Source organism: Enterococcus sp. LJL51 (assembly GCF_049894025.1).
Lineage (GTDB): Bacteria > Bacillota > Bacilli > Lactobacillales > Enterococcaceae > Enterococcus_L.
On record NZ_JBNEQE010000006.1, the window covers coordinates 169,994 to 196,653 of the forward strand.

At 37.8% G+C, this 26,660-nt stretch carries 24 protein-coding genes and 2 tRNA genes; 18 read left to right on the top strand and 8 right to left on the bottom strand.

What is annotated here, in order from left to right; all coding sequences use genetic code 11:
- Positions 1 to 29: 29 nt before the first annotated feature.
- The 4 genes from ACPWSO_RS08385 (at position 30) to ACPWSO_RS08400 (ending at position 4,414) form a co-directional block, all read left to right on the top strand.
- Complete coding sequence (locus ACPWSO_RS08385) at positions 30 to 1,391, top strand: APC family permease (RefSeq protein ID WP_426082463.1); 1,362 nt, start codon at positions 30 to 32, stop codon at positions 1,389 to 1,391.
- A 20-nt stretch (positions 1,392 to 1,411) separates the two neighbouring features.
- Positions 1,412 to 2,509, top strand: coding sequence for an agmatine deiminase (gene aguA / locus ACPWSO_RS08390; protein ID WP_426082464.1), 1,098 nt, complete (start codon positions 1,412 to 1,414; stop codon positions 2,507 to 2,509).
- Between the two features lie 18 nt (positions 2,510 to 2,527).
- Positions 2,528 to 3,466 (top strand): carbamate kinase, encoded by a 939-nt coding sequence (gene arcC, locus ACPWSO_RS08395; protein ID WP_426082465.1) that lies wholly within the window; start codon positions 2,528 to 2,530, stop codon positions 3,464 to 3,466.
- 402 nt (positions 3,467 to 3,868) lie between these two features.
- A complete protein-coding gene (locus ACPWSO_RS08400) occupies positions 3,869 to 4,414 on the top strand; it encodes a hypothetical protein (RefSeq protein ID WP_426082466.1) in 546 nt (181 codons plus the stop codon).
- Positions 4,415 to 4,587: 173 nt separating this feature from the next.
- On the opposite strand, the gene ACPWSO_RS08405 is transcribed toward ACPWSO_RS08400, so the two are convergent.
- Positions 4,588 to 4,851 (bottom strand): hypothetical protein, encoded by a 264-nt coding sequence (locus tag ACPWSO_RS08405; RefSeq protein WP_426082467.1) that lies wholly within the window; start codon positions 4,849 to 4,851, stop codon positions 4,588 to 4,590.
- Positions 4,852 to 5,060: 209 nt separating this feature from the next.
- On the opposite strand from ACPWSO_RS08405, the gene ACPWSO_RS08410 reads away from it, so the two are divergent.
- Positions 5,061 to 5,143, top strand: a tRNA-Leu gene (locus ACPWSO_RS08410).
- Between the two features lie 110 nt (positions 5,144 to 5,253).
- Here the strand turns inward: ACPWSO_RS08410 and ACPWSO_RS08415 are convergent.
- Positions 5,254 to 5,985 (bottom strand): hypothetical protein, encoded by a 732-nt coding sequence (locus tag ACPWSO_RS08415; protein ID WP_426082468.1) that lies wholly within the window; start codon positions 5,983 to 5,985, stop codon positions 5,254 to 5,256.
- Between the two features lie 564 nt (positions 5,986 to 6,549).
- On the opposite strand from ACPWSO_RS08415, the gene ACPWSO_RS08420 reads away from it, so the two are divergent.
- Positions 6,550 to 6,930, top strand: a complete 381-nt coding sequence (locus ACPWSO_RS08420; protein ID WP_426082470.1) for a hypothetical protein — start codon at positions 6,550 to 6,552, stop codon at positions 6,928 to 6,930.
- A 449-nt stretch (positions 6,931 to 7,379) separates the two neighbouring features.
- Positions 7,380 to 7,520, top strand: coding sequence for a hypothetical protein (locus tag ACPWSO_RS08425; RefSeq protein WP_426082471.1), 141 nt, complete (start codon positions 7,380 to 7,382; stop codon positions 7,518 to 7,520).
- 128 nt (positions 7,521 to 7,648) lie between these two features.
- Here ACPWSO_RS08425 and ACPWSO_RS08430 read toward each other — a convergent pair whose 3' ends face one another.
- Entirely contained in the window at positions 7,649 to 7,987 is a 339-nt protein-coding gene (locus tag ACPWSO_RS08430) for a hypothetical protein (protein WP_426082473.1), read from the bottom strand.
- 106 nt (positions 7,988 to 8,093) lie between these two features.
- Positions 8,094 to 8,615 (bottom strand): GNAT family N-acetyltransferase, encoded by a 522-nt coding sequence (locus ACPWSO_RS08435; RefSeq protein WP_426082474.1) that lies wholly within the window; start codon positions 8,613 to 8,615, stop codon positions 8,094 to 8,096.
- A 282-nt stretch (positions 8,616 to 8,897) separates the two neighbouring features.
- Here ACPWSO_RS08435 and ACPWSO_RS08440 point away from each other — a divergent pair.
- Positions 8,898 to 8,981: transfer RNA gene (locus ACPWSO_RS08440), tRNA-Leu, on the top strand.
- A 103-nt stretch (positions 8,982 to 9,084) separates the two neighbouring features.
- Here ACPWSO_RS08440 and ACPWSO_RS08445 read toward each other — a convergent pair.
- Positions 9,085 to 9,528, bottom strand: a complete 444-nt coding sequence (locus ACPWSO_RS08445; protein WP_426082475.1) for a PH domain-containing protein — start codon at positions 9,526 to 9,528, stop codon at positions 9,085 to 9,087.
- A 233-nt stretch (positions 9,529 to 9,761) separates the two neighbouring features.
- Between ACPWSO_RS08445 and ACPWSO_RS08450 the strand changes: the two genes are divergently transcribed.
- Both ACPWSO_RS08450 and ACPWSO_RS08455 read left to right on the top strand, forming a co-directional pair.
- Positions 9,762 to 10,067: a hypothetical protein gene (locus ACPWSO_RS08450; protein ID WP_426082476.1), complete on the top strand. Its 306-nt coding sequence runs from the start codon at positions 9,762 to 9,764 to the stop codon at positions 10,065 to 10,067.
- Positions 10,068 to 10,233: 166 nt separating this feature from the next.
- The gene (locus tag ACPWSO_RS08455; RefSeq protein WP_426082477.1) at positions 10,234 to 11,451 is read left to right on the top strand and encodes a pyridoxal phosphate-dependent aminotransferase; all 1,218 of its coding nucleotides are present in this window, start codon (positions 10,234 to 10,236) and stop codon (positions 11,449 to 11,451) included.
- A 437-nt stretch (positions 11,452 to 11,888) separates the two neighbouring features.
- On the opposite strand, the gene ACPWSO_RS08460 is transcribed toward ACPWSO_RS08455, so the two are convergent.
- Positions 11,889 to 12,071 carry a hypothetical protein gene (locus ACPWSO_RS08460; RefSeq protein ID WP_426082478.1) on the bottom strand — a complete coding sequence of 61 codons (183 nt, stop codon included), beginning with the start codon at positions 12,069 to 12,071 and terminating at the stop codon, positions 11,889 to 11,891.
- Between the two features lie 192 nt (positions 12,072 to 12,263).
- On the opposite strand from ACPWSO_RS08460, the gene ACPWSO_RS08465 reads away from it, so the two are divergent.
- The 3 genes from ACPWSO_RS08465 (at position 12,264) to ACPWSO_RS08475 (ending at position 14,965) form a co-directional block, all read left to right on the top strand.
- Positions 12,264 to 13,091, top strand: a complete 828-nt coding sequence (locus ACPWSO_RS08465; RefSeq protein WP_426082479.1) for a helix-turn-helix domain-containing protein — start codon at positions 12,264 to 12,266, stop codon at positions 13,089 to 13,091.
- Between the two features lie 77 nt (positions 13,092 to 13,168).
- Positions 13,169 to 14,320, top strand: coding sequence for an N-acetylglucosamine-6-phosphate deacetylase (gene nagA, locus ACPWSO_RS08470; RefSeq protein ID WP_426082480.1), 1,152 nt, complete (start codon positions 13,169 to 13,171; stop codon positions 14,318 to 14,320).
- Between the two features lie 285 nt (positions 14,321 to 14,605).
- Positions 14,606 to 14,965 carry an acylphosphatase gene (locus ACPWSO_RS08475; RefSeq protein ID WP_426082481.1) on the top strand — a complete coding sequence of 120 codons (360 nt, stop codon included), beginning with the start codon at positions 14,606 to 14,608 and terminating at the stop codon, positions 14,963 to 14,965.
- A gap of 116 nt (positions 14,966 to 15,081) precedes the next feature.
- Here ACPWSO_RS08475 and ACPWSO_RS08480 read toward each other — a convergent pair whose 3' ends face one another.
- Both ACPWSO_RS08480 and ACPWSO_RS08485 read right to left on the bottom strand, forming a co-directional pair.
- On the bottom strand, positions 15,082 to 15,489 hold the full coding sequence (locus ACPWSO_RS08480) for a hypothetical protein (protein WP_426082482.1): 408 nt from the start codon (positions 15,487 to 15,489) through the stop codon (positions 15,082 to 15,084).
- 9 nt (positions 15,490 to 15,498) lie between these two features.
- Positions 15,499 to 16,182, bottom strand: coding sequence for a DNA/RNA non-specific endonuclease (locus tag ACPWSO_RS08485; protein ID WP_426082483.1), 684 nt, complete (start codon positions 16,180 to 16,182; stop codon positions 15,499 to 15,501).
- A 152-nt stretch (positions 16,183 to 16,334) separates the two neighbouring features.
- Between ACPWSO_RS08485 and ACPWSO_RS08490 the strand changes: the two genes are divergently transcribed.
- The 5 genes from ACPWSO_RS08490 to ACPWSO_RS08510 form a co-directional block, all read left to right on the top strand.
- Positions 16,335 to 17,036, top strand: a complete 702-nt coding sequence (locus ACPWSO_RS08490; RefSeq protein WP_426082485.1) for an ABC transporter ATP-binding protein — start codon at positions 16,335 to 16,337, stop codon at positions 17,034 to 17,036.
- Between the two features lie 9 nt (positions 17,037 to 17,045).
- Entirely contained in the window at positions 17,046 to 20,471 is a 3,426-nt protein-coding gene (locus ACPWSO_RS08495) for an FtsX-like permease family protein (protein ID WP_426082486.1), read from the top strand.
- A 283-nt stretch (positions 20,472 to 20,754) separates the two neighbouring features.
- Positions 20,755 to 21,279 (top strand): NfeD family protein, encoded by a 525-nt coding sequence (locus ACPWSO_RS08500; RefSeq protein WP_426082487.1) that lies wholly within the window; start codon positions 20,755 to 20,757, stop codon positions 21,277 to 21,279.
- Positions 21,280 to 21,480: 201 nt separating this feature from the next.
- Positions 21,481 to 22,965, top strand: a complete 1,485-nt coding sequence (locus ACPWSO_RS08505) for a flotillin family protein (RefSeq protein ID WP_426082488.1) — start codon at positions 21,481 to 21,483, stop codon at positions 22,963 to 22,965.
- Between the two features lie 276 nt (positions 22,966 to 23,241).
- Positions 23,242 to 26,660, top strand: a 3,419-nt coding sequence (locus ACPWSO_RS08510; RefSeq protein ID WP_426082489.1) for a M6 family metalloprotease domain-containing protein, incomplete at its 3' end; no start/stop codon positions are given.

Consider the following 26,660-nt stretch of genomic DNA (forward strand, 5'->3'; position numbering starts at 1 on the left):
CCATACACCCAAAAGAAAGGATGTTAAACATGGAAGCAAAACGAAAAAAGTTTAGTCTATTCAGCGCCATACTTTCTGTAATATGTGTGGTGTTTGTGGCAGAAGCGGCCGCACCAGTAGCTGCAATTGGGAATTCGCAGTTTTTTTGGTGGATTTTTCTATTAATTGCCTTTTTACTCCCTTATGGTCTAATTTCATCTGAGCTTGGAACTACTTATATTGGCGATGGGGGAATCTATGATTGGGTGACAAAGGCTTACGGTCACCGCTGGGGCTCTAGAGTATCCTGGTATTATTGGATTAATTATCCGCTGTGGTTAGCATCGTTAGCAGTTATGTGTCCTGAATTAATTACCACAATTACTGGTATTGAAGTATCTACAGTAGGAGCTGTTATTATTGAATTAATCTTCATCTGGTTGATTGTCTGGATTAGCTTTTACCCAGTCAGCGACAGTATCTGGATTTTGAACGGAGCAGCTGTTGTTAAAATGCTGCTGGCAGTTCTAATCGGCGGACTGGGCGTTTATGTAGCATTAACCAAAGGTGTAGCGAACGAATACTCTGTTGGTTCGATGCTGCCGAAATTTGATCTTCACAGCTTATCCTTTATCTCTGTAATCATTTTTAACCTACTAGGTTTTGAAGTAATCTGTACGTTTGCTGATGATATGGAAAATCCTAAAAAACAAATTCCTCAGTCAATTATTGCTGCAGGAATTGTAATTGCCGCGATTTATATTTTCTCAGCATTTGGTATTGGCGTAGCCATTCCGACAGAAGAAATTAGTACAAGCAGTGGTCTAATGGATAGCTTCAAGCTGCTTACAGGATCAAACTCAGGGTTTTTCATTGGCGCGATGGCTTTCCTATTCCTGTTAACACTTTTTGGCAATATGATTTCATGGTCACTTGGTGTAAATAATACGGCCTGCTATGCTGCTGAAAATGGCGATATGCCGAAATTCTTTGGTTTGAGAAGTAAGAAGAATGAAATGCCGATTGGTTCAGCAATCATGAACGGTGTCGTTGCATCAGTTGTAGTAATAATCGCACCAATATTGCCGAATCAAGATTTATTCTGGGCATTCTTCTCGTTAAATCTGGTGATGTTCTTATTATCTTATGTACCGGTTTTCCCAGCTTTCTATAAACTGAGAAAAATCGATCCAGATACACCGAGACCATTCAAGGTTGGAGGAAGCGATTTGTTCTTAAAAGTTCTAGTTGTTGTACCAATGATTCTAATTCTTATTTCTCTGGTATTTACAGCGCTGCCTCTACAATTTGATGCGGAAACACTAAATGAACAGCTGCCGATAACCATTGGCGCAATTGTTTTTGTCCTATTTGGTGAAGGAATCATTTTATTCAAGAAAATAAAAAAATAAAACGAATGGAGTAGATAGAGATGGCTAAAAGAATTGAAGGAACAACCCCTAAGCAAGACGGATTTAGAATGCCCGGTGAGTACGAACCTCAGGAAAAAGTCTGGATGATTTGGCCGGAACGTCCTGATAACTGGCGGGATGGCGGCAAACCAGTGCAAGAGGCGTTTACTGAAGTTGCTAAGGCAATCAGCCGTTTTACCCCAATGAATGTGGTTGTTTCTCAAGCACAGTTCCAGAACTGTCGCCGGCAGCTGCCGGCGGAAATTACGGTTTATGAAATGTCTAATAATGATGCTTGGGTGAGAGACTGCGGTCCGTCATTCCTAATTAACGATAAAGGTGAATTGCGTGGTGCAGATTGGGCATTTAATGCCTGGGGCGGTTTAGTAGATGGCTTGTATTTCCCTTGGGATCAAGATGATTTAGTGGCTCAGAAAATTTGTGAGATTGAACATGTGGATTCTTATCGGACACCAGATTTTGTTTTAGAAGGCGGTTCGATTCATGTAGATGGTGAAGGAACAGTTTTAACTACAGAAATGTGCTTATTGAGTGAAGGACGCAACCCTCATATGACCAAAGAAGAGATTGAAGCTAAACTTTGTGATTATCTAAACTGTGAGAAAGTTCTCTGGCTGAAGGATGGTATCGATCCTGAAGAAACCAATGGACACGTTGACGACATCGCCTGCTTTGTTGCACCGGGAGAGGTTGCCTGCATTTATACAGAAGATGAAAACAGTCCTTTCTATGCAGCTGCTCAGGATGCATATAAGCGTTTAAATGAAATGACTGATGCGAAAGGTAGAAAACTGAAGGTTCACAAAATTTGTTGTCCTGTTGAAAATGTAACAATCAAAGGCTCATTTAAGATTGATTATGTAGAAGGAACAATGCCAAGAGAAGATGGAGATATTTGTATTGCTTCTTATATGAACTTCCTGATTACAAATAATGGTGTAATCGTTCCTCAATATGGGGATGAAAATGATGCACTGGCTATTCAGCAAATTCAGGAAATATTCCCAAATCATGAAGTAGTAGGGGTTAATACAGTAGAAGTAGTGTACGGCGGTGGAAACATTCACTGTATTACACAGCAACAGCCAAAATGTTAGGAAGCAGGAGGAAAAAAGATGTCACGAATCGTTATTGCACTTGGAGGAAATGCGCTGGGAAATTCTCCAGAGGAACAGCTGGAACAAATTGAAGCATCCGCTCCTGCATTAATCAATCTAATTAAGCAGGGTCATGAAATCATTCTGAGCCATGGAAATGGTCCTCAGGTTGGGATGCTGGAAAAAGCATTGAATATGGCTGCTGATCAGGATGAATCTGTTGCTCATTTCCAGCTTCCAGAATGTACAGCAATGAGTCAGGGGTATATTGGTTTTCATTTGCAGAATAGAATTTTGAATCAGCTTCGGAAAGAAGGCATGCCTTGGAACGTAGCGACAATTGTTACTCAGGTAGAAGTAGATCCGAAAGATCCGGCGTTTGAAGCGCCAACCAAGCCGATTGGCAGCTTTTACACTGAAGAACAAGCTGAAAAGCTACAAAAAGAAAATCCGGCGTTAGTATTCAAAGAGGATTCTGGCAGAGGCTACCGCCAAATGGTTGCTTCGCCTAAGCCGATTGATATTGTAGAAAGTAATTCCATTTTGAATTTACTTAATAGTGAGTTCATCGTAATTGCTTGCGGCGGCGGCGGAATCCCGGTGGTAAAACAGGGAGACGGCGATTACAAAGGTGCGTTGGCGGTTATCGATAAGGATGCAGCTTCAGCGAAGTTGGCTGACCTGGTAGATGCTGATTACTTCTTTATCCTAACAGCTGTTGATCATGTTGCTATTCGTTTTGGACAGCCGGATCAAAAGAATCTTGAAGAAATAACAGTAGCTGAGGCCAAAGAATATATTCAGGCCGGAGAGTTTGCACCAGGCAGCATGCTGCCAAAGGTTGAAGCGGCCGTAGAATTTGCTGCTTCAAAAGCTGGTAGAACAGCAGTCATTGCTTCCTTAGAAAAAGCACCGCTCGCAATTAATGGAGAAAGTGGTACCCGTATTCGTTTATAATAGAGAACAATGTGAAAACTCCTTATGAAATGCAGAAGAAACAGTCAGTTATAGCTATGACTGTTTCTTCTGCATTATTTAGTAAGCAATGCCAATGGTGTGCAGATTTTTTATAAGCTGTCATTTTAAAGAGTAGACAAAAGTTTCTATTGAGAGTAATGAAGAAACATGAACAGCAGTGTTCATTTTATCTATCTGGTAGGTGGTAGCTTTTAGGTGTATATAAAATTGAAAATCATTTTGAGAAAATTAAAGGGATACCTATTTTTTAGATTAATTTTTGAAATTGTTAAGTTTAACGCTGATTAGTATGAAAAAATTATTGATTTTTTTCATTTATAGTAAGAAATGTCTTTTTCAATATGTTAAAATAGTTACATATTTCAAATGGGGAGGATAAAAATGAAAAGCAAAGTGTTGAATGGTGTGCTGATAGGTGCTACAGTAGTTGCGGTAATTGCTGCTATAGTATTTTTGTTTATCAGTAGTGGAGAGATAAATGGCGAAACAGCAGAGAAAGTTGCTTCAGAAAAAATAGAAGAACCAACAAAAAAAGGAACAATAGATAGTCATATCCTCCCTGAAACAGGGACAGTTGCCTATCAGGAATTTGGCGTTGATAGAGGATTGGGTGTCTTTCATTTAATCGGAAAAAACGGATCTACAGCTAATGGTGTTGTTCCAAGTATTGATTCAGATAAGGTAATTGTTGCACGTATTCATTACGAAGCGAGAGATTTCGACCCAGCACTGTCGACCTATATATATATTGACGGAGTTGAAGCTGGACAAGCACAAATAGGGAATAAAGCATTTACTTTAATTTTAACGGAAGAGAACGGCGGACTGGTTATCGGCAGTCATAAGATTCAGCTTGTACAGTTTCCAGAAAATAAAAGAGATGCACTGGCTGTTTCAGTTAAAACTCAGCAATATGAGGTTCAATAGCACCAAAAGCTCTTTTTGTCGATTGTGCTACTTTGGAATAATTTTCAACTTGATTTTAAAACTGCGTTTGACCATAAAAATAGCGACCTCGAAAAGTTAGATTTTTAGGTCTAACCTTCGAGGTCATTTCATTTATCTTTTGTTTTTCTTTTTGCAGCAATTGAGACCGATGATTAATAGTACGGATTTTTCCTCATTTTTTGAAGAATACAATGCCCTTTAAAAGTTAAACCAATTGGAAAGGTCTCATCACCTAGTGAACCAAGATTTATCAATGGATTATTGCCAGTAGTGAGGACTAAAATTGCATAAGCGACATCCGTATTTCGATAGTCCCAAGTAGTTTCAGTTATATGATTCTTACCATAGATTGTTTCGTTATCTAAGCTTTCTGCGTATTCCAAAACCTGTAACAGTAATTCTTTTTTCAATTCCATTGTACTCACCTCCAGTTCTTATTATAGCATGTATTTAATACGTTTCGAAGCGCTTACAATTTATTGGCAAAAGAAAAGTAGAATTTATTATACTACCGATGTTTTATGTCTGAATATTGACAGTGTAGAAGGTGTAATGTATTATAAAATAGCATGATGGATGCCGTTTTGTGGATTTTATGTAAGCAGAGCAGCTGTTATTATATTAGGCGGTCATGGCGGAATGGCAGACGCGCTGCCTTGAGGGGGCAGTGGGAGAAATCCCGTGGAAGTTCGAGTCTTCTTGGCCGCATTAATTTATTTTTTTATTTAACGCTCACTTAGCAAAGCCTTTTGGCTGGGTAAGTGAGCGTTAAAATTATCTCTCCGTAAGATAACAGAGACTTACAATATTTAGTTATACTATTGAAGTAGTGTAAGTTCTAATTCTCCTTCAAGTGTGTAAATTTCACCTTGTTCAATAACTACGCCGTGATATCGTTCATCACCACCGTTATTATTTTCCCAGAAGCCATTCTCATCACTAAAAGAATTATAGCCGCTGCCGATAAAAGAAAGATCATAGGTGCCTGTTGGTAAATCCTCTCCCCCAATGTATTTACCGCCATATAAAGCGTAAACACCATCGCTGCTTTCAATTTTTTTAGTCTTAGTTAGTTTTACATCACCACTAATACTGTAGGTTAAGCCTTTTTCAATTTCAATACCGTGAATTTTTTCTCCGCCACCGTTGTTATTTTCCCAGAAGCCATCATCGTTGCTGATAGAATTATAACCTTTTCCCACAAACTCTAAGTTGTAACGTCCAGTAGGAAGATAGCTATCTCCACCTTTGTATTCTCCATCAAAAAGCTCTAAATCGCCATTTGTGCTTTCGCTAGATTTCGTGTTCTCACTTGAGCTTTCTTTTGTCGACTTATAGCTTTTTTCTGATGATGAGCTGCTTTCTTCAAAATCCTCATCCTCTTCATCCTCGTCTTCTGAAGTCTCATCTGTTGAAGAATCATCGAGCTTACTTTGTAGTTTTTCAATTTTCTCTTCCAGCTCTTTTACCTTTGCACTATCCCCATTACTGCATCCGGCAAAGACCACTGCTGATAAAAGTGTTACCCCCAATAAACTAATTCTTTTCATTTTAACTCCTCTTTTCTATGGTATAATTTATGTGGATAGTTTATACAGCAATATAAATATCCAACACATCCTGTCTTTGGTTGGAGGGATGTGTTTTTTTATTTCAAGTTGGAACATAAAATTAAAAAGAGTCATCGATTGTCCAGCACTGAAAAGTAACAGATTTAGCTGAACAGCCGTTTTTAATTGATTTTGAGATATCCTACAATAATAAAGTATAGCAAAATTTGAGAGATAAAACATCAAGTTTTTAGTCATTTAATTTCAATTTATAGTAGCTTTTTGAGCATATTTGAGAGACGGAGAATTTACAGATAATGAATATTTGATAACCAACGGAGAGCGGAGAAGTTGAACAGGGAAGAGCTAATAAATATCTATTTTGTATTCTTTCTTTTTTCTATGTGTATCATTTTTGTATTGGATTATCTGACTAATGGCTTAGCGAATGAAGCTTTAGTCTTCAATTCTGAAAAATTTATTGCTGATAAAGAGTTTTATTGACTGTTTATGTATTCCTTTTACCATTTCAAATTGTCTCACCAGATAGGTAATGTATTGCTTATGGATTTAGCCTGGCTGTTTCATAAACGTACAAAAAGCTTTTGGCTGCTAATTGTGCTTTTCTTAAGTACAATAGTAACGGGGCTAATCTTTCTTATCGTACGTTTTCCTGCTGATTTTATTATGCAGAGTTCTTCTGCCGACTTCTATGCTTGGTATAGAATGGTGATTTTCGACTATGTAAAGCTTGGAAAAAATAAATTCATTAAAGATTTATCAAGGAGACCATATATAATTAATCCATTGATTGTTGGAAATTTAGTAAGCTTGTACCGGAGCGGTTTTATCGATTATTCAGGAGTAGTTATTCATTTTATCAGCTTTGTTGTAGGAGTAATTCTTTCGGTTATTGCCTTAAAAATGTTGTCTAAGGATTTGTAAACAGATTTGAGCTTTTACTTTAAACTAAAAAAAAAACATATATGTTTTTAAATTTATTCTTTTTTGTCTGAATATAAATCAACAAAATTTTACGGGATAACTTGGTTGATTAGCTTTCTTTAAATAAAAGTGTCTTTTGTTTATAGAGGAGATGATTTTTCATTATAGTGGATATATTCTACTATAAGAGGGGAATAGATATAGGAACTAAGATTGAACAACTAATAAATGACTGTGATGTAATTGCACTGACGGTGAATGGAGATGCCGGATTTCCACATAGCAAAATATGTTCTGCTCCTATTGTTAAAACTAGCTATTATTCCTTAAAGTTTTATTTGGAATCAAAGGATCCAATTATTAACCATGTTTGTAGAAATCCTAAGGGATGTGTACACTGTTTTAAAATGGATACTTTTGAAAGTGTTATTTTAAAAGGGGTATTCTGCTTGGAGGAACTGAGAAATTACGAGGAATTTAATGAAGTTATCGAGCGCCAACAGCAGGTACTGAAATGTCAGCAGCCAATTATTCTCGGTTTTGATACGATGAATGCAGAGATGGTTAGGAATAAACGGATTTTTAGATAGATTGTATTTATAATTAACTATTTTTAAAATCGAGTTAGATAAAAGAAATAAGTATCATTTTGTAGTGCCCCTAAAAGTTTGACTTTTTGAGGCACTACATTTCATTCAAGCTGCTCTTGTTTCTTTTATTATTGCCCTTTTAAAAATTGATAGAAGGCAATGATAATGGAAAATACAGTTAAAACAGAGACAATTAACTGAGAAACATTTGTTGCATACTCAGTTTGAGAAGGATCAATAATTCCAATAAACATAAAATAGAATGTCCAAACCAGTCCAATTCCTAAAAGTAGAAAGGTAAATAAATTAATGATGGTACTATAATCTTTCATTTTTTGTGTTAGAAAGCTGGCTCGATTCAATTCTCTTTGATTTGGACGAAGAATTTTTGAATAGATTCCCCAGATAAAGCCAACAATTAAGCCTATGGTTATACTAAATGAAATACTCAACATAAAATCTATCATACGTACTCCTTAAATTGTATTAGCGAAGTAAAAATCAGCCTAGAATCAATTAAAGTAAGAAAAATTTAATTTGTAATCTTGTTAATGCTGGTTAAAGTTCTAGACTTTATATCCGGTTGTTTTTTACCTCAAAAAGATAGTGAGGCATGTCAATGCCTTGATAATGCTTAACGAAACGCTCAGTTGGAAGCATTCCGTTTCGGATGGCTACCCGCATAGAAGACAGATTGGTATCTCGTATAATGGATACAACTGAGGGGGCTCTAAGTTTTTCAAAGGCATAGTTTTTACAGTATTCAGCCGCTTCAGCTGCATAGCCTTTATGCCAAAAATCCTTTCTGAGGTGATAACCAATTTCCAAGTAAGACGTGCCGGCGATTTCTTGATGAGTTAAACCACATTCCCCGATAATTGTTCCAGATGCTTTTTCTTTTAAGCCCCATAAGCCATAACCTAGCTCCTTATAGTTAGAAAGATTCCATTCTAACCAGCTGCGTACCTCCTGATCCGAAAAACTATGTTCATAGGCATACATAACTTCAGCATCCTGAAGGAAGCTTTGCAGACCATAAAGTGTATCTTCCGACCATTCAAAAAGCTGCAGTCTTTCTGTTTCCATTATTTCCATCGCTTCATCCACTCCTTCGAAAAAATTTTGATTATGTAATCATACAACTAATAGTTTACCATGAAAAGTTTCGCTAAGGAGCTATAAATGTGCATATTTGTGAATGAAAAAAGCGAAAATGAGCAGTCTCTTATTACCAACTCTAGCCCCGCTAATAGTTGATATAGATGGTTATTTCAGAAAAGGAAGCAGTCCAAAGGTTATTGTAGAAGATGCTTGACAAAATTTATATAAAACATTATTATAAATTAGTCGGGTTTGAGACGTTTTGTTATATTAAATGCGGTCATGGCGGAATTGGCAGACGCGCTAGCTTCAGGCGCTAGTGGTAGAAATACCGTGGAAGTTCGAGTCTTCTTGACCGCATCCTTAAAAGCAGAAATTTCTTCTGCTTTTTTATTTTGTCATGGAAAAGAAGAAAAAACAGAGAAAAGCAATCATGCTTTTCTCTGTTTTTTTACCTGTATAATTACCCATTGATTCGACGGCGGTTCTCCATAGAGATGTTCCCAAGATATTGGTAAAGAGGGAGAATATCTGTCTTCTTAGGAAATTCAAATTTATGTTTTGCATGGCTTTCATTGTTTGACCGCTGATTAACATTTGTTAGATAGGTAACGACAATTTCACTGTCATCCACACCGAAGCCGGCAGTCTCCATTTCCACATCGATAATGGATTCCATATGAACAGATTTGAAAGAGGTCTTCTTACCTGTAGCTCCTTGCTTATCAACAAAAATAATTCGATAATTCGTAAAAATCAACGCATCGCGTACCAGCTGATAGCCCATAACAATTTCCTCGCCATCGAATAAGTAACCACGATATTCATTCGTTAATTCCTTTGGTGTTTTTTCAGAATAATTACCTAGTGCTCCTTGTACAATAGTACCAAAACCAAATTTCACCATTTTTATTCCTCGCTTTATGCTATAGTTTATTCTATACCAATACAATGACAACTGCTTTTTTACCACAAATCAATTGTTACTGTCTATAATAAATTAAACCATAAAACTACTAAAAGAAATAGAGGCTAGAGCGATTGTTTATTCCTTTATTGGTTATTTAAGGGATATATTGAACCAGCAGCCTGAATTCATAGATTGATTCATTTTTAGTGTATATTTGTTAGGAGGAAAAGATGATTTTTGGAAAATGTAAAGTGTGTAAAGAGGTACCATTATTTGAAGGGCATGGGGAGTCAAATCAAGGGAATGCGTTGCTGCTTTGCCGTGAACTTGTTAAGGAGAAAAAACTTTCTTATGGAGGCGGGAATTGTCCTTTAGAGAAGACTGAAGAGATACTTATGGCCGAAACACAATATACGGTCAGTCATTTTTTTCGCTGCAGAAAATGTAAACAATTGTTTCATTTAGGCTTTTGCATAAGAGGAGCGCCTTTTCTTAAAAAGATAAAGCGAATTTCACCAGTTTTTTTCAACAAGTGAAATTTTTTTGCTGAGTAAACACGTGGAAAAAGGCTCTTTAATGATATATTTCTAACATAATTATTGATGAAATAAAAAAATAGCTAAAATTCAGAAAATATCGTTGCTTTTTTTGAGAGACTGGCGTAATTTTAAAAGTATAAATTTTGAAAATGAGGGATTCAGTATGAGAAATTTTGACAAATCAAAGAAACTTGAAAATGTAAGTTACGATGTCCGTGGTCCTGTTTTAGAAGAAGCTGATAGAATGCAGGAGGAAGGCATCAATATCTTGAAGTTAAATACTGGAAATCCCGCCCCGTTTGGCTTTGATGCGCCAAATGAAGTGGTCAGAGATATGATTATGAATGTCCGTAACTCTGAAGGATATTCTGATTCAAAGGGGATTTTTTCTGCTAGAAAAGCGATTGAACAATATTGTCAGCTGAAACAGTTTCCCAATGTTACAATCAATGATATTTATACAGGAAATGGTGTCAGTGAACTGATTACTATGTGTATGCAGGGATTACTTGATAATGGAGATGAAGTACTGGTACCGACGCCGGACTATCCGTTGTGGACAGCATCTGTTTCACTGGCTGGCGGACATCCTGTTCACTATATCTGTGATGAGCAGGCAGAATGGTATCCTGATATCGATGATATTAAAGCTAAAATTACAGCAAATACAAAAGCGATTGTTGTTATTAATCCCAATAATCCTACAGGTGCACTTTACCCTAAAGAATTGTTGGAGGAAATTGTTAAAGTCGCAAGAGAAAATGATTTAATTATTTTTTCTGATGAAATTTATGATCGTCTGGTGATGGATGGGCTGATTCATATCCCAATCGCAACGCTTGCGCCGGATTTGTTTGTGGTCACATTAAACGGCTTGTCTAAGTCTCATCGTGTAGCAGGCTTTAGATGTGGATGGATGGTACTGAGCGGCGATAAGTCACGAGTACAGGGATACATTGAAGGGCTGAATATGCTTTCTTCAATGAGATTGTGTTCGAATGTGCTGTCTCAGCAAATCATTCAAACAGCCCTTGGAGGCTATCAAAGTGTTGATGAACTCCTTCTTCCTGGCGGACGGATCTATGAGCAGCGAGAGTACATTTATAATGCAATCAATGCAATTCCCGGTCTTTCAGTTGTGAAGCCTAAAGCAGCATTCTATATTTTTCCTAAGATTGATACTGCTCGTTTTAATATCTATGATGATGAAAAATTTGTTTTGGATTTTCTTCATGAACACCATATTCTTTTAGTTCATGGGGGCGGATTCAATTGGCAGCAGCCTGATCATTTCCGGATAGTTTATTTACCTAAAATGGAAGATTTAAAATATACAACGGAAAAAATGGAAGAATTTTTAAGTACCTATAGACAAAAATAATTAATAAAAGTCTGGAATAATACCTAATTCCAGACTGTTTGTTTTTTTCTAATCTATTGAAAACTCTAAAAGCATATGCTTTTTTGGGTGGATTGACCTACCTTTGATTTTATGCCTCTTGTTAACAAAGGAAGGCTAAAAAATATGCAATGCTGGATTAGCTGAAATTTTTTTAGTTACTGGATACTACAAAAGTTGGTAACAGTTGGATATACAGATGATTCAAGCTTTGTTGATACTACCGATTTATTGGGGAATTTCGATTGAGTGGATTGTTAAAAAGCAAAGATTGTGCAGAAGTGTGAGATAAGAGAGAATCTAATAATTAGGCTGAAAAAATAACTTATGGTTATTAAATAAAAAACAAATCTTTCAGACGGGAGTGTCTGAAAGATTTGCCGAGCACTTTATTTAATAATACTGTGTCTGTTATCTGGTCAGCTGCATTCAATCAAGGTGCACTGTTTTTTACTGATGACCATACGATTAGTGTATTTTTCTTCCATATCAGAGCTGGGGTCGTTAACAACGATTAGATAGGAATTCTCATACTCCTTTTCGATATAACCGACATGACTGCCTTTTTCCCAATTAAAACTTACCTTCTTTTCTTGTGTCATAAATAACACTCCTTATTCGAAAAATAAAGTGATGTTGACAGTTGGTGAAGTGAGTGAAGTATATTCTTGCAGTTTATTATGCAATAAAGTACAATAAATTCAAAATGCGAATTCGCATATTTTACTAAATATAATATATTTTAATGGTTTGAATATTTATTTATTAAGAAAGCATTTTACAGGGGAGAAATAATGAATTCTTTTGGAAGTGTTATTAAGGAAATACGTAAAAAAAGAAAGCTGACGCAGAAGATGTTATCTGAGGATATTTGTTCTCAAAGTGTGCTCAGCAGAATAGAGAACAATGAAGAACTGCCGAACGTTGTTGTGATGCAGCAGATTTGTCAGCGTTTAGGGGTTACTATGGATCAGATTATGCACTTTCGTTCGGAAGAAGTTCAAATGTTAACTCAGCTGTTCGAAAAAATGGCAGATTATTTTCGTCATAAAGAATATAGTAAGCTGATGTTCTTTATTTGCGATATGAAGCTGGAGGAGCGAATCTATCTTGATACAGATTGGCAGCGCTATTATTATTATTTAGGCAGCTGCGAATTTTATCTGCATAATCATTACGAAAAAGCAGTAATGGATTTAAGAAAAGGGCTTTCTTATACGTACCAGTCAAATAAGAACAATCTTTCAGATTTTGAAATTCAGATTATCAGCTGCTTGGGCAGCACTTATGGGGTGATGGGAAAAAAAGAAGCTGCGGAAAAATATCTAAAACTAAGTATCTATTATTTTCATGATTTGCCTTACGAGCGGATCAATGCTGAGCTAACGAAAATATTTTTTAACTATGCTTATTTTCTTTTACAAGAGGAACGCTATGAAGAAGCTCAAATTTATATTAATCAAGGGATTGGCTGGGCGCGGAAAAAGAACAGCTACTACTACCTTGAAGAGCTGTTCAATTTGAAAAGCGAGCTGCTCTATCTGAGTAATCAGCATAATGAAGCTGAAAAATATAGACATTTGGCTGAGCAGCTGAATCAAGTCATTCATTTAAAACTATAAAGGTCTACACCATTCTTGACTTCTGGTGCTATTAAGAGTAACTTAAACATAAGATAATATTAGAAAGAAGGATAACAATGAAAACATTTATTTATGCTGAAAAATTCTTTTTAAAAAGCGATGTCAAGGGTCCTGGTTATCTGGAAATAACCGACGGACTTTTTGGAGATTTCTACAAAGAACTTCCTGAAAAGGATGCCAAAGTGATTAATGAAGAAGGTAAATGGATAGCGCCAGGCCTTGTCGATACTCATATTCATGGGTTTATGAATCATGATGTAATGGACAACGATGCAGAGGGCATCAAAGTGATGTCGGAAGGACTGCTTTCTTGTGGGGTTACTTCATTTTTGCCAACAACTTTAACTTCCAGTAAAGAACGTTTGAAGGATGTTGCTGAAACAATTGGCAAGGTTCATCAAGAGGTATCTGGTGCGAAAATTCAAGGCATTTATTTTGAAGGTCCCTTCTTTACTGAAGAACATAAAGGGGCTCAAAACCCAAGTTACTTTGGTGATCCGGATTTAGCTGTTTTTAATGAATGGCAGGAAGCATCAGGCGGTTTGATTAAAAAAATTGCTTTAGCTCCTGAACGTAAAGGAGTAAAAGAATTTGTCAAAGCTGTGACAGATGAGGGTGTTGTGGTAGCCTTGGGACATAGCGACGCTACTTTAGAGCAGGCTACAGATGCAGTGGAGTCTGGTGCTAGCGTTTTTGTTCATGCCTACAATGGAATGAGAGGATTGAATCATCGTGAACCTGGGATGGTGGGTGCGCTGATGTCGCTGAAACATGTCTTTTCTGAGCTGATTTGTGATGGACACCACGTTCATCCAAATGCAGCGGATATTTTGATGGAAAAAGCTGGTCATGATCATGTTGCGTTAATTACAGACTGTATGATGGCTGGCGGTATGCCTGACGGCAATTATAACTTAGGTGAATTTCCTGTGGTTGTAAAAGATGGAACAGCTCGCCTGGAGTCAGGAAATCTGGCAGGAAGTATTCTTAAGCTGAAAGAAGCGATTAAGAATGTTGTTGACTGGGAGATTGCAACACCTGAACAAGCAGTAATGATGGCAACACTTGTGCCAGCTGTCAGCTGTAAAATTGATGACCGTTGCGGTATGATTGCCAGCGGACGTGAAGCAGACTTTATCGTATTAAATCCTTCAATGGAATTAGAAGCAACATATCTAGACGGTGTAGAACGTTACCGGGCAGAGTAATCTCAATTAGAGTAAAGAGCCGAGGGATTGTAACAGAAGTGTTGTGGATTGAGACAAAGGGTTAGGTACCTGCAGCTTGTCTGTGATTCACGTGTTACTTCAATCGTCGAAGCTTAGAGAATCTTTGAAATACGGTTTAATCGATTTTAGGGTCTGGAGACATTTATTGTCCCAGATCCTTTATTTTGTTCATGAAGAAAGTTAAGGGGATACTCAAAATTTTTTGTTTAGTGCAAGTCGGTTTTTATAGTACAATACTAGTAAAACCGACAGGGAGGCTGGCGTATGGGACAGAGTTTGCTGAGCAGACTGAAGCATCAATATATTATTACTCAGGTCAATAGAGCAAAAATTCCTGATTTTACGGAGAGTGGGCAGATTCGTGAAAAACTGGTGTTTTCTGGAAAGGTTCAAAACGTTGGGTTTCGTTTTCAGGCGAAACTGATGGCGGAGCGTTTAGAGCTTTTCGGCTGGGTCAAGAATAGAGAAAATGGTGATGTTGAAATGGAAATACAAGGACCACAAAAGAAAATCACGTTCTTAATAGAGTACATGAAAAGTAGAAAACGTATGAAAATTTCTAAGGTAACACATACAACACTGTTCATTAAAGCAGATTCTCCTCAGCTATTCGAGATTGTCTAACTGTGTTGAAAAAGACTACATGATATTTTTGTGAATAAACTTTTTCTCTGGATTTCTACAATAGAGCAATCAGGAAAAAAAGGGTCGTGTACTGGTTTTCAGTACACAACCCTTTTTTAGTCTTTATTGTTATCTGGTGAGTGAGGCGGTAAGATATTAGATTCGATTTTCCCTTCCTCGTAAGCAGTAAAGAAATCTGCTAAAAATAAAGGATAGATTTCTATGTCCAGTTTGTAAAGGGAGCTGGGAATAACAAAGGTTTCATCTGTATTTCCACCAATATAATCTCCATCAATAGTTTGACAAACAATAGTGAAATCGTGCTCTTTCCAGTAATCAAGGTCTTCGGAAGATAAGGTTTCTTCCGAAGAAAGAAAGTTTACATTTTCCTCAAAGGTTTCTTCAGCGTTGTCCTGAAAAAGAAAAAACGGGTCCTCTTCCTGCTCAGAAAACATTTTAGCAGCAGATAAAAAGGAATGTGGATCCTGTGTTGTCAAAGTATCTCGAATTTCATGAAAGTTCATTGTATCCACCTACTTTTCATTCAAAATTTTTACACGAAAGTTAATTGCAGTATTACTTTTTATTCCTTTTGCTTCCATCTCTATTTCTTTGCAAAGCAAATCTGAACCTTCATAAATTGGCGTTACCCGGTAACGAATGGTCTCTCCGTCATCCAAGGCTTTACGTATCTGGTTTTCGTATTTTGTCATATAGGGCGAATTTACAGGCGTTTGATAAAGTGTCGTAAGATTGCGGCTGTCATCACCAGAACCGCCTAATTGTCGTCCAATTAGGTGCCCGCGGGAATGATCATAAGGTGCTTTACCAGAAATGAAGCCCGGGGGACGTACATCCTGATTGGCAGTAGTCCCAGTATTTACCATATTTGGTTTCAATAAGGCATCTGCTCCAGTTGCACGCCCTAGAGAATCCAACTCGTGGTAAGTAATCCAGCCCTTTTTGCTATCCTTTGTTTCAGCGGAAGAAAAGGCTGCTGTTCCCAATTCTTCAGGACCAGGATTAGTAGATTCCTGATTCGGAGTTGAAGCGGGCAAATTTTGTTCAACAGGTGTTGACTCTAAGCCAAAAAATTCCTGAACCTGGGATGGAACCTGAACACCCAATGCACCTAGAACAAGGATAATTAATACTCCAGCCACTAAAACCATTGGCGGAACTTTAACGGATGAACTGCTTTTCTTTTTTTTACTCATAAATAATCTCCTTTATAGCAATTACGCTCATTTTTCCATTATACGAGAAAAAGAAATGAAAGCAAAAGAATTTTTCAAATTTTAATTGAAGGATAATAAAAGTAATCAGAAGCTAATTATGATAAACTTTTATTGAGAAAGGGAGAGTGTAGATGGCTTATATAGATGTAATCAATGAGTATAAAAGATACCATATGGGGGATACAACGATTGCTGCAAATGACGGCATCACGTTCTCCGTTGAAAAAGGAGAAGTAGCCGTTATTTTAGGACCTAGCGGTGCTGGTAAATCAACTGTTCTAAATATATTGGGAGGTATGGATTTCTGCGATGAGGGGCAAATTATCATTGATGGGACAGATATTTCTAAATTTAGTAGTAAAGAACTGACAACCTATCGCAGGAACGATGTCGGTTTTGTGTTTCAATTTTATAATCTGGTTCCTAATTTGACTGCCAAAGAAAATGTTGAGTTAGCCTCGCAGATTGTCGCTGATGCATTAGATCCTGTAGAAGTTCTGCAGTCTGTTGGCTTAGGTGAGCGTTTAGATAATTTTCCGGCGCAGCTATCCGGAGGAGAACAGCAGCGGGTAACCATAGCCCGCGCCATTGCCAAAAAACCCAAGCTGCTCCTTTGTGATGAACCAACAGGAGCCTTGGATTATGAAACAGGAAAACAAATTCTAAGTATTTTACAGGATACTGCAAGAAATACGGGAACGACTGTGGTGATTATTACTCATAATTCATCACTGGCTCCCATGGCTGACCGGGTAATCCGGATCAATGATGCGAAGGTCCGCAGCATGGTTGTCAATGAACAGCCGGTATCTGTCGCTGAGATAGAATGGTAGGTCTTTAAAATGAAAAAAAGTGCGTTAATTAAAACTGGTTTGCGGGAAATCAGGCAGTCAAAAACTCGTTTTTTATCTATCATGGGCATTATTTTTCTAGGTGTGATGGTGTTTGTCGGCTTAAAAGCGACTGGTCCGGATATGACACAAACTGCTGATAACTACTTTTCAAAACAAAAGCTGTCAGACGGGAAAATCGTTTCTTCTTTAGGTTTATCCGATAAGGATGTTCAAGCAGTTCAAAATGCTGCCACTGCTCAAGTTCTGCCTAGGCACACAGCAGATGTGCTTGTTTCAGACAAAAATGTAGGAATAAAGTTTATTGGAAAAAATCTTGAAGCTAAAGATGAACTTATTGAGTATGTTGTAACAGAAGGACGAATGCCTGAAAAAAGCGGTGAAATTGCCTTGGATAGTTTAGTGGTTGAAAGAGGCAATTACAAGCTAAATGAGCGGCTTATTGTATCCGATAGCGATGACAAAGATAATCAGCTGAAAACTAGAGAGTTTACCATTGTAGGATTTATCCGTTCACCAGAGTATATTGAAAATATCAGCAGAGGAAATACCACGGTGGGCAAGGGAACACTGGACTATTTTGCGGTAATTCCAGAAGCGGATATGGAAAGTACTGTGTATACTGAGATTCTTTACACTTTTGACAAGCTGAAAAATGAAGCCAGCTACTCTGAAGGCTACGACAAAATTAGAGATAAAGAAGTAAAAAGTCTGAAAGAACAGATGAAAGACCGTCCGCAGGAACGTAGAGAAGAAGTGAAAGAAGCAGCAGCTTCAGAGCTGATAAAGGCTGAACAGGAGATTCAAGATGGAGAGAAAAGCTTAGCGGATGCTCAAAGTCAATTGGCTAGCAGCAAAGCTGAGCTGGAAGCTGGAAAAACAGCGTTTGAGACCTCTCAAGCTGAGTTTTTAAATCGAATGACGGCAGCTGAGAATGAATTGACAGCAAGTCAGATTCAAATAGATCAATCAGAAGCAGAACTAAGCAATCAAAAAATACTTTTAGAACAGAAAAAAGCAGAGTTGAATGAGCTTGCACCGCAGATTGCAGCAGGGCAGACGGCACTGGTACAGCTACAGGCTCAAAGAGCTGAGCTGAGCAGTACATCTGCAGTTTTGCAGCAGCAATTTGATGGGTATCAAACGTTGACAGCTGCGGTAACAGGGCTGCAGCTGACTGCTGATGAGTATTTTGCAGCAGCCGTTGCCCAACAGGCCGCTGGCTGGCAGAGTACTTTAGCTCAGCTGCAGGCGAATGAATCAGTTTCAGCAGCTTTGCAACAGCTGATTGCTAATCCTGTGAAGGAAAATATAGGTTTGTTTGTAGCAGCAGTTAATCCTGTTATAGCTGGCATTCAGGAACAATTGAATCAGGCAATAGCTGGTCTGCAGACAATAGATGGGCAAATCGGATTACTGAATCAGCAGCTTGCCCGATACAATGACGGCCAGCAGCAGCTTGCTGCCGGAGAAGAACAGCTTCAACAGGCGGAATATCAGCTATCAGCTGGGAAAGCTCAGGCTGCCGCCGGACGAGCACAGCTTGAGCAGGCTCGGAGTGAGGGGCAAGCACAACTGGATGAAGCGCAGCGGCAGTTAGTGTCGGGAGAAGCTGAATACAATGAAGCAGCTGCTGAATTTGAAAAGCAAAAAAAGGAAAATGAACCAAAACTGCTTGAGGCAAAGCAGACATTGGAAGAAAAGAAGCAGGAGCTGGAAGAGCTGCCGGAGGCCACTTATTATTACTTTAGCCGTGAAGACAATCCCGGTTATAAGGAATTTAAAGAAAATGCAAATCGTATTTCTTCATTAGCAGTTGTCTTTCCAATCTTTTTCTTTTTGATTGCTGCGCTTGTAAGTCTAACAACCATGACAAGAATGGTGGAAGAAAAACGAACAGAGATTGGCAGCTTAAAAGCTCTAGGCTATCGTGATGGTGAAATTGCTTTTAAATTTCTTCTTTATGGTGTTGTTGCCAGCCTGTGTGGAGCGGTATTGGGATTGGCAGTAGGTTATTATTTGTTTCCAGTAATCATATTCGATGCATACGGTCAGCTGTACAATATTCCAGATTTTGTGACACCTTGGTATCTAGGATATAGTGTTTTTGCCTTATTATTGGCTGTTTTATGTACAGTTGGCGCATCCATGCTTGTCTTGCGGATGGATTTATTTAGCTCACCCGCTGTTCTGTTAAGGCCGAAGGCACCAAAAGCTGGAAAACGGATTCTGTTAGAACGTGTAACGCCGATTTGGAAACGGCTAAGTTTTATTCAAAAAGTAACAGCAAGAAATCTTTTCCGATACAAACAACGCATGTTAATGACTGTTTTAGGAATTGCCGGCTGTATGTCTTTGATTATTACTGGCTTTGGTTTAAGAGATTCAATTTCAGATATTGTGGCGGTTCAATATAATAAGGTCTGGCATTATCAGGCAGTTGTTACTAAAGCAGAGAATCATTCTACTGAAGAAGAGCAAGCATATCAAAAAGAACTAAAAAATTCCAGTAACTTGAAAGAGGCAATGCCTCTTCATGTTGAGACGCTGGAAACCAGCCATAGAGGGCGGCAAGCGGCTCAAGATGTGATGATTTATGTTCCTGAGAAACCAACAGAGGTAGAACAATTTATCACATTTGCAAATCGGCAAACAGGGGAAAAATATGCACTTACAGATGACGGTGTTATCATTAATGAAAAACTGTCTAAATTATTTGGTTATAAGATTGGTGATGACCTCACTTTAAAAAATGCAGATAATCAAAAGTTCCAGTTTAAAATTACTGGTATTGCTGAAAACTATACGGGTCATTTTGCTTACCTAACTCCTACTCTTTATCGACAAATTATAGGGAAGGAACCAGATTATAATACAGACTTTCTCTTATTCGATAAGCAGCCTTCGAAAAAGGCTGAAGAAACTATCGGCAGCCAGCTGCTGGCGCTTCCTGGTGTGCTAAATGTTACCTTTCTTTCTACATCAAGTAAGGCGCTCAATGATACAGTAGGCAGTCTGACTGTTGTTGTCTGGGTGCTAATTATTGTGTCAGGCTTACTGGCATTCATTGTTTTGTATAATCTGACAAACATCAATGTTTCTGAACGGATTAGAGAGCTTTCAACAGTAAAGGTGTTAGGTTTCTATGATCAGGAAGTAACTATGTATGTGTATCGGGAAAATATCATTTTAACACTGCTAGGTATTCTGTTTGGCTCGCTGCTGGGTAAAATTGTCCATCGGTATGTTCTAGAAACAGTAGAGGTTGACATGCTGATGTTTTCACCAACGATTCATTGGGAAAGTTATGCATATTCTGCGTTAATTACAGCCTTCTTTACCTTACTAGTTATGATACTGATGCACGTAAAATTGAAAAAAATCGACATGATTGATGCCTTGAAGTCCAATGAATAATTTCATTTTTTCTTAATAAAAAATTAATGTTTTGCAGACAGAAGACTTGATTTTACTCTTCTGTCTGTTTTTATTCTCTTATTTAAGATATGAAGGAATTATTTTTTGATTATGATTCATTTGTTATTAAATGTAACTGATTTTATAGATTCCCTCCCTTTTATAAAAGAAAATACAAAGGGAAAAATCATATTAATGCTTGGAATCATCAATATTATCCTGTTATTTTTGAATAAACATTGGTAGAATATAGATAACATCGGACAGGAAAGGGAGTGAGAAAGTGATACAGGGGATACCGCTTCAGACGATTTATTTATATGTTCTGATCATTTGTGCGGGGCTTGCAGTGATTTTACTATTGATCGGAGATATTTTCGATTTTGACGGACCAGTTGATCCGATGCTGATTATTCCATGGCTGGCGTTCACCTCTCTGTTCGGCTATTTAGGAGAATACTTGACTGATTGGAGTCATATTCTGATCTTTGCAGGTGGTGCAGCTGTCTCAATGGTGCTTGTTTTTCTGATGAATTTTTATCTGTTTGCACCAATGCGAAATGCTGAGTCGACGATTTCAATTTCAGAGAAGGACATGGAAGGACAGGTTGCAGTGGTCATTACCCCCATCCCAATTTCAGGTATGGGCGAGATTCAATTGCAAAGTGTAACTGGATCGATGAGTAGACCGGCAGCTCTCTATAGTCCGCAGGAAGCAGTCATTGAAAAGGGTGCCAAGGTACTAATCATAGAAGTAACGAATCGTGTTTGCTACGTTGTTCCTTACGAGAACAGCATTAAGATTTAAACGGGAAACTCGCGAGATGAAGCAAAAGACCTCTACAGCAACTATTTTTCTCTGTTTGATAAATAAAAAGTTTATTTGCAAACGAGTGTGAAAATGAGTTGAAAAAGGAATACTTATTTGATACTGAATTGTTAGGTCAGGTTTCAGATAAGCAGATGAAATGAAACAATTAGTATTTTAGTGAAAGAGGAGAGAAAAAATATGAGTTTTGGGATTTTGATACCAGTTGCTTTAGCTGCTTTTGTCTTATTGATGGTACTGATTATATTTGTATCGAAGTATCAGACAGCTAAGCCGGATGAGGCGCTAATCATTAGCGGAAGCTATTTAGGAACAAAAAATGTTCATGCCGATGACCGAGGTAATAAAATTAAGATTGTCCGCGGCGGCGGAGCTTTTGTACTTCCAGTATTTCAGCGTTCCAACCGGATTAGTCTATTATCAAGCAAGCTGGATGTTTCCACACCAGAGGTTTATACGGAACAAGGGGTTCCCGTTATGTGTGATGGGACATCGATTATTAAAATCGGCTCATCAGTTGAAGAAATTGCAACAGCAGCCGAACAGTTTTTAGGTAAAACACGGGAAGAACTGGAAAATGAAGCAAGAGAAGTCCTTGAAGGACATTTACGCTCAATTCTTGGTTCAATGACCGTCGAAGAAATATATCAAAACAGAGATAAGTTTAGTCAAAGTGTTCAGGAAGTTGCAAGTGTCGATTTGGCTAAGATGGGTTTAATCATTGTATCCTTCACAATTAAAGAAGTTCGTGATAAAAACGGATATCTGGATTCTCTAGGTAAACCTCGAATTGCTCAAGTAAAACGCGATGCGGATATTGCTGAAGCTGAAGCATGGAAAGAAACACGGATTAAAAAGGCAGAGGCCGAAAAAGAATCTCAGCAGGCTGAGCTGCAAAGACAGGCAGAAATCGCGGAAGCCTCAAAAGAGAAAGAATTGAAGTTGGCAACCTATAAAGAAGAACAGGATATTGCTAAAGCCAAAGCCGATCAAGCCTATAACTTGGAAAGTGCCCGGGCACAACAAGAAGTTATTGCTCAAGAAATGGAAGTTAAGGTCATTGAGCGTCAAAAGCAAATCGAGCTGGAAGAAAAGGAAATTACTCGCCGCGAGAAACAATACGATTCTGAAGTGAAGAAAAAAGCTGATGCTGACCGTTATGCAAAAGAGCAGGAAGCACTTGCACAAAAAGCAAGAGAGGTAGCCGAGGCAGAGGCAGAACGTTTTAGAATTGAATCATTAGCAGAAGCCGAGGCAAATCAGACACGTCTTGCTGGTCAAGCGCAGGCAGAAGCAACACTAGCCCGTGGCGCGGCAGAAGCAGAAGCAAAAGAAAAAATTGCGGATGCCTTTAAACAATATGGCGAGGCTGCTGTTTTAAGTATGGTACTGGAAATGCTGCCTGACCTGATGAAGGAAGCTGCACAGCCTTTAGGAAATATTGATAAGATTTCAGTAGTTGACACAGGAGCCGGCGGTGAAAACTCCGGAGCTAACCGTATTACTAATTATGCAACGAACTTGCTAGCTGGAACGCAGGAAACATTGAAAGAAACAACTGGCTTAGATGTAAAGGAACTTATTGAGAACTTTACTAAAAAAGGAACCCACAGTAGTGTCAATGTTTATGGAGAACCAAAAGATACAGACAAGCATTCACAGTAATCTATCATTTTCGATTGTTTAGGTTTCAAAAGGAAACGATTCAAATTAAGAAAAACAAATAGACAATATAAGGTTTAATATAACGGTACTATAGTTATAAAATAATAAGAAAACAAGGTCGAGACGAAATTATCCCGACCTTGTTTTGTTTTAATAAAAATATTTATTGACTGAAAAACCATTCCTTATTATTTCAAATTTTTTTTGAAAAACTAATGTAATAAAATAACTAGTAATATATAATGAATATACATTTTAGTTAAAGGAGTTTGTTAAATGAAAAAAAGAAAAAGGTTTTTTAGTTGTTTAGGGGGGCTATTGCTGGCATCAAGTTTGATGATTGGCATGGAGGCTCAGGCTGTTTCTGTTGCAAATGAAAGACAAACAATTGAGCAGCCGAATGGATCGAGGTTTGAGGTAACGATTAGAGGAGATGAGTTTAATAGTTACTATCTTACTGACGATGGAGCAATCGTCAAGAGAGGGTCGGATAATTATTGGTATTATGAAACAACTGACTCTTATAATAAAGGAGCATCAAGCTTATTTAAATATGGTATCGATAATCGCCCTATGAATGCATTGACAGAAGCTGAAATTGTAGAAAGCAGCGTTCAAAGTCAGGACTTTTTATCAGATACAACAAGTAAACTGCGCTCTCAGATGAAGTGGAGTAAAGATCAGAATCTATTGGTGATTCTTGTAGAGTTTGATGATGTGTCTCTTTCCACAACTGAAGCAGAATGGGAAAATAAAATCTTTAGTGAATCAGGGAAATCAATGCGTACCTATTATCAAGAACAGACGGAAGGGCAAATTGATATTAAACCAGCTATAGATAGCTATGGGGCGAATGACGGGATTGTAAAAGTTAAATTGAATCGTAAGCACCCAAATACAGGGATAAATATCAGTGCAACTTTAAGTAGAGAAATAATGAAGGAAGCACTAGAAAAAGCAGATGAGTATGTAGATTTTGCCCAGTATGACACTAGGAACCGTGAAAAACCAAATTATCTAGAACAAGATGAGCTTCATGTAATGACTATTTATGCTGGTTATGAAGCTTCCAAACAGACCAATATGACTATACCAGGTGTTCGAGGACATAAATATCAATTTTATTACCTGCCTAAACTTGATGGAAAGGAAATAAAGTATTATACCACCTTTGGCGAAAAAATGGATTTTGGCGGCAGCAACAATAATAAAATTGCTTCAATTGGAGTAATTGCTCATGAATTTGGGCATGATTTAGGGTTGCCGGATTTGTATAATACAACAGGGTCTGGTAAAGGGCTAGGAGCAACCTCGTTAATGGCCGGTGGAAGTTGGAATGCTGAGCGTGGAGAGGTCTCTGGAACAACACCAGCTGGACTGGATGCTTATTCTAAAGAACAACTGGGAATGCCGGTTCAGGTTGTGGATTTAGATGAAAATCCAGAGGGTATTTATGAGCTGCGGACACTTTTAAATAAAGTGGACAGTCCCAATATTTTAAGAGTGAATACAGAGAATTCTTGGGAGTATTTTCTGATTGAAAATAGACAGTTTGAAGGCTTTGATAAGGGGTATCAATCTATGTTCTTTCACTCTGGCGGCATTGCTGTTTACCGTGTAGATAAACGATATGGACAAAACGTTAGTGTTGGTGAGCAGCTGGTAACACTGCTTGAGGCAGAACAAAATATTACGGGTGCTTCTAAGATGGATGCAAACAATCCCTGGTATGGGGATCCATTTTATTACATTGGAACAGGAATCCATAAAAAAACGCAAGCAAACTCGGTTACAAAAACAACCAATCCTTCAACGAAGCTTTCTAATGGAAACTATGGTGAGTTTTCAATTGAGGTATTGGATGCGCCAGCAACTTCAATGAAGGTTAAAATTAGTAAGCATCGTCCTGTTGAAAGTGTTTCTTTTGATTTTTCAGAAAAAACCATTGAAGCAGGAGAGTCTTTTGAAGCCAATCCATCAATCATTCCAGAGAATGCATCAAACAAAAACTTGAAATGGGAAAGTGCAGATGAGACAATTGCAGTTGTTGATAAAGAGGGAAAAGTTACTGGAGTAAAGGCAGGACAGACAACGATTACTGTGAAAAGTGAAGATGGTGGAAAAGAAGCTTCTTTTATATTGACAGTGACAAGAATCCCTGTAGTTTTAGAAGATATTATTGTAAATGAAAATGTTTTATTTGTTGATGTAAATGAGACGAAGCAAGCACCAATTACCTTACAGCCGGAAAATGCTTATTTAGATGAACTGGTTTGGACAATTCAGGATCAAAAATTGGCCAAGGTTGATAGAAATGGAAAAATCACTGGACTTGAAAAAGGAAAGACAACGCTCAAGATTACTAGTAAGGACAAGAAAATTGTTAAAGAAATCACTTTATTGATAGGTGACGATCATGGGAATACCACTGATACAGCAACCAAAATCAATTTAAATGAAACGATAAAAGCACGTATTGATTATACTTTCGATGATGATGTTTTCGAAATTTCAGAGGCGGAGAAGCTAAACGCAGTAATTATAGAATCGCCGACAGGTACACCTTGGAGTGTGCTGCCAACAGTAAATGGTGTGCAGACAAGCGACTGGTTCAAGCATTTCCAGTATGAAGGGAAATATTACTCTGTTATTAGTAAAATTAATAATAATCGCTATATACCAATGGATAAAGTTCGTTTTGTGATGGATTACAATGTGTTAAAACGTCAGATTGGAGAATATGAGTTTAGAACGTGGGCATTGACGGAAGAAGAAATGAAGCATCCGGAAATTAAAGATATTCCAGAATTGTCAGTAGGAGAAACAATCAATCTTTCAGAATATACTAAGGTATTCAACGGTCTAGTGAGCAAGCCGGAATATAGTGTAACTGGAGACGCTGAAATCTCAGCAGATGGTATCCTGACAGCGAAAAGCATGAACAACAAAGTGAAGCTGACTGTGACAGACCCAGTGACACGTCTTAGCTCAACACATGAATTTACGATTAAGGATGACCATGGGAATACTACCGATACGGCAACCAAAATCAATTTAAATGAAACAATAAAAGCACGTATTGATTATACTTTCGATAATGATGTTTTTGAAATTTCAGAGGCGGAGAAGCTAAACGCAGTAATTATAGAATCGCCGACAGGTACACCTTCGAGTGTGCTGCCAACAGTAAATGGTGTGCAGACAAGTGACTGGTTCAAGCATTTCCAGTATGAAGGGAAATATTACTCTATTATTAGTAAAATTAATGATAATCGCTATATACCAATGGATAAAGTTCGTTTTGTGATGGATTATAATGTGTTAAAACGTCAGATTGGAGAATATGAGTTTAGAACGTGGGCATTGACGGAAGAAGAAATGAAGCATCCGGAAATTAAGGATATTCCAGAATTGTCAGTAGGAGAAACAATCAATCTTTCAGAATATACTAAGGTATTCAACGGTCTAGTGAGCAAGCCGGAATATAGTGTAACTGGAGACGCTGAAATCTCAGCAGATGGTATCCTGACAGCGAAAAGCATGAACAACAAAGTGAAGCTGACTGTGACAGACCCAGTGACACGTCTTAGCTCAACACATGAATTTACGATTAAGGATGACCATGGGAATACTACCGATACGGCAACCAAAATCAATTTAAATGAAACAATAAAAGCACGTATTGATTATACTTT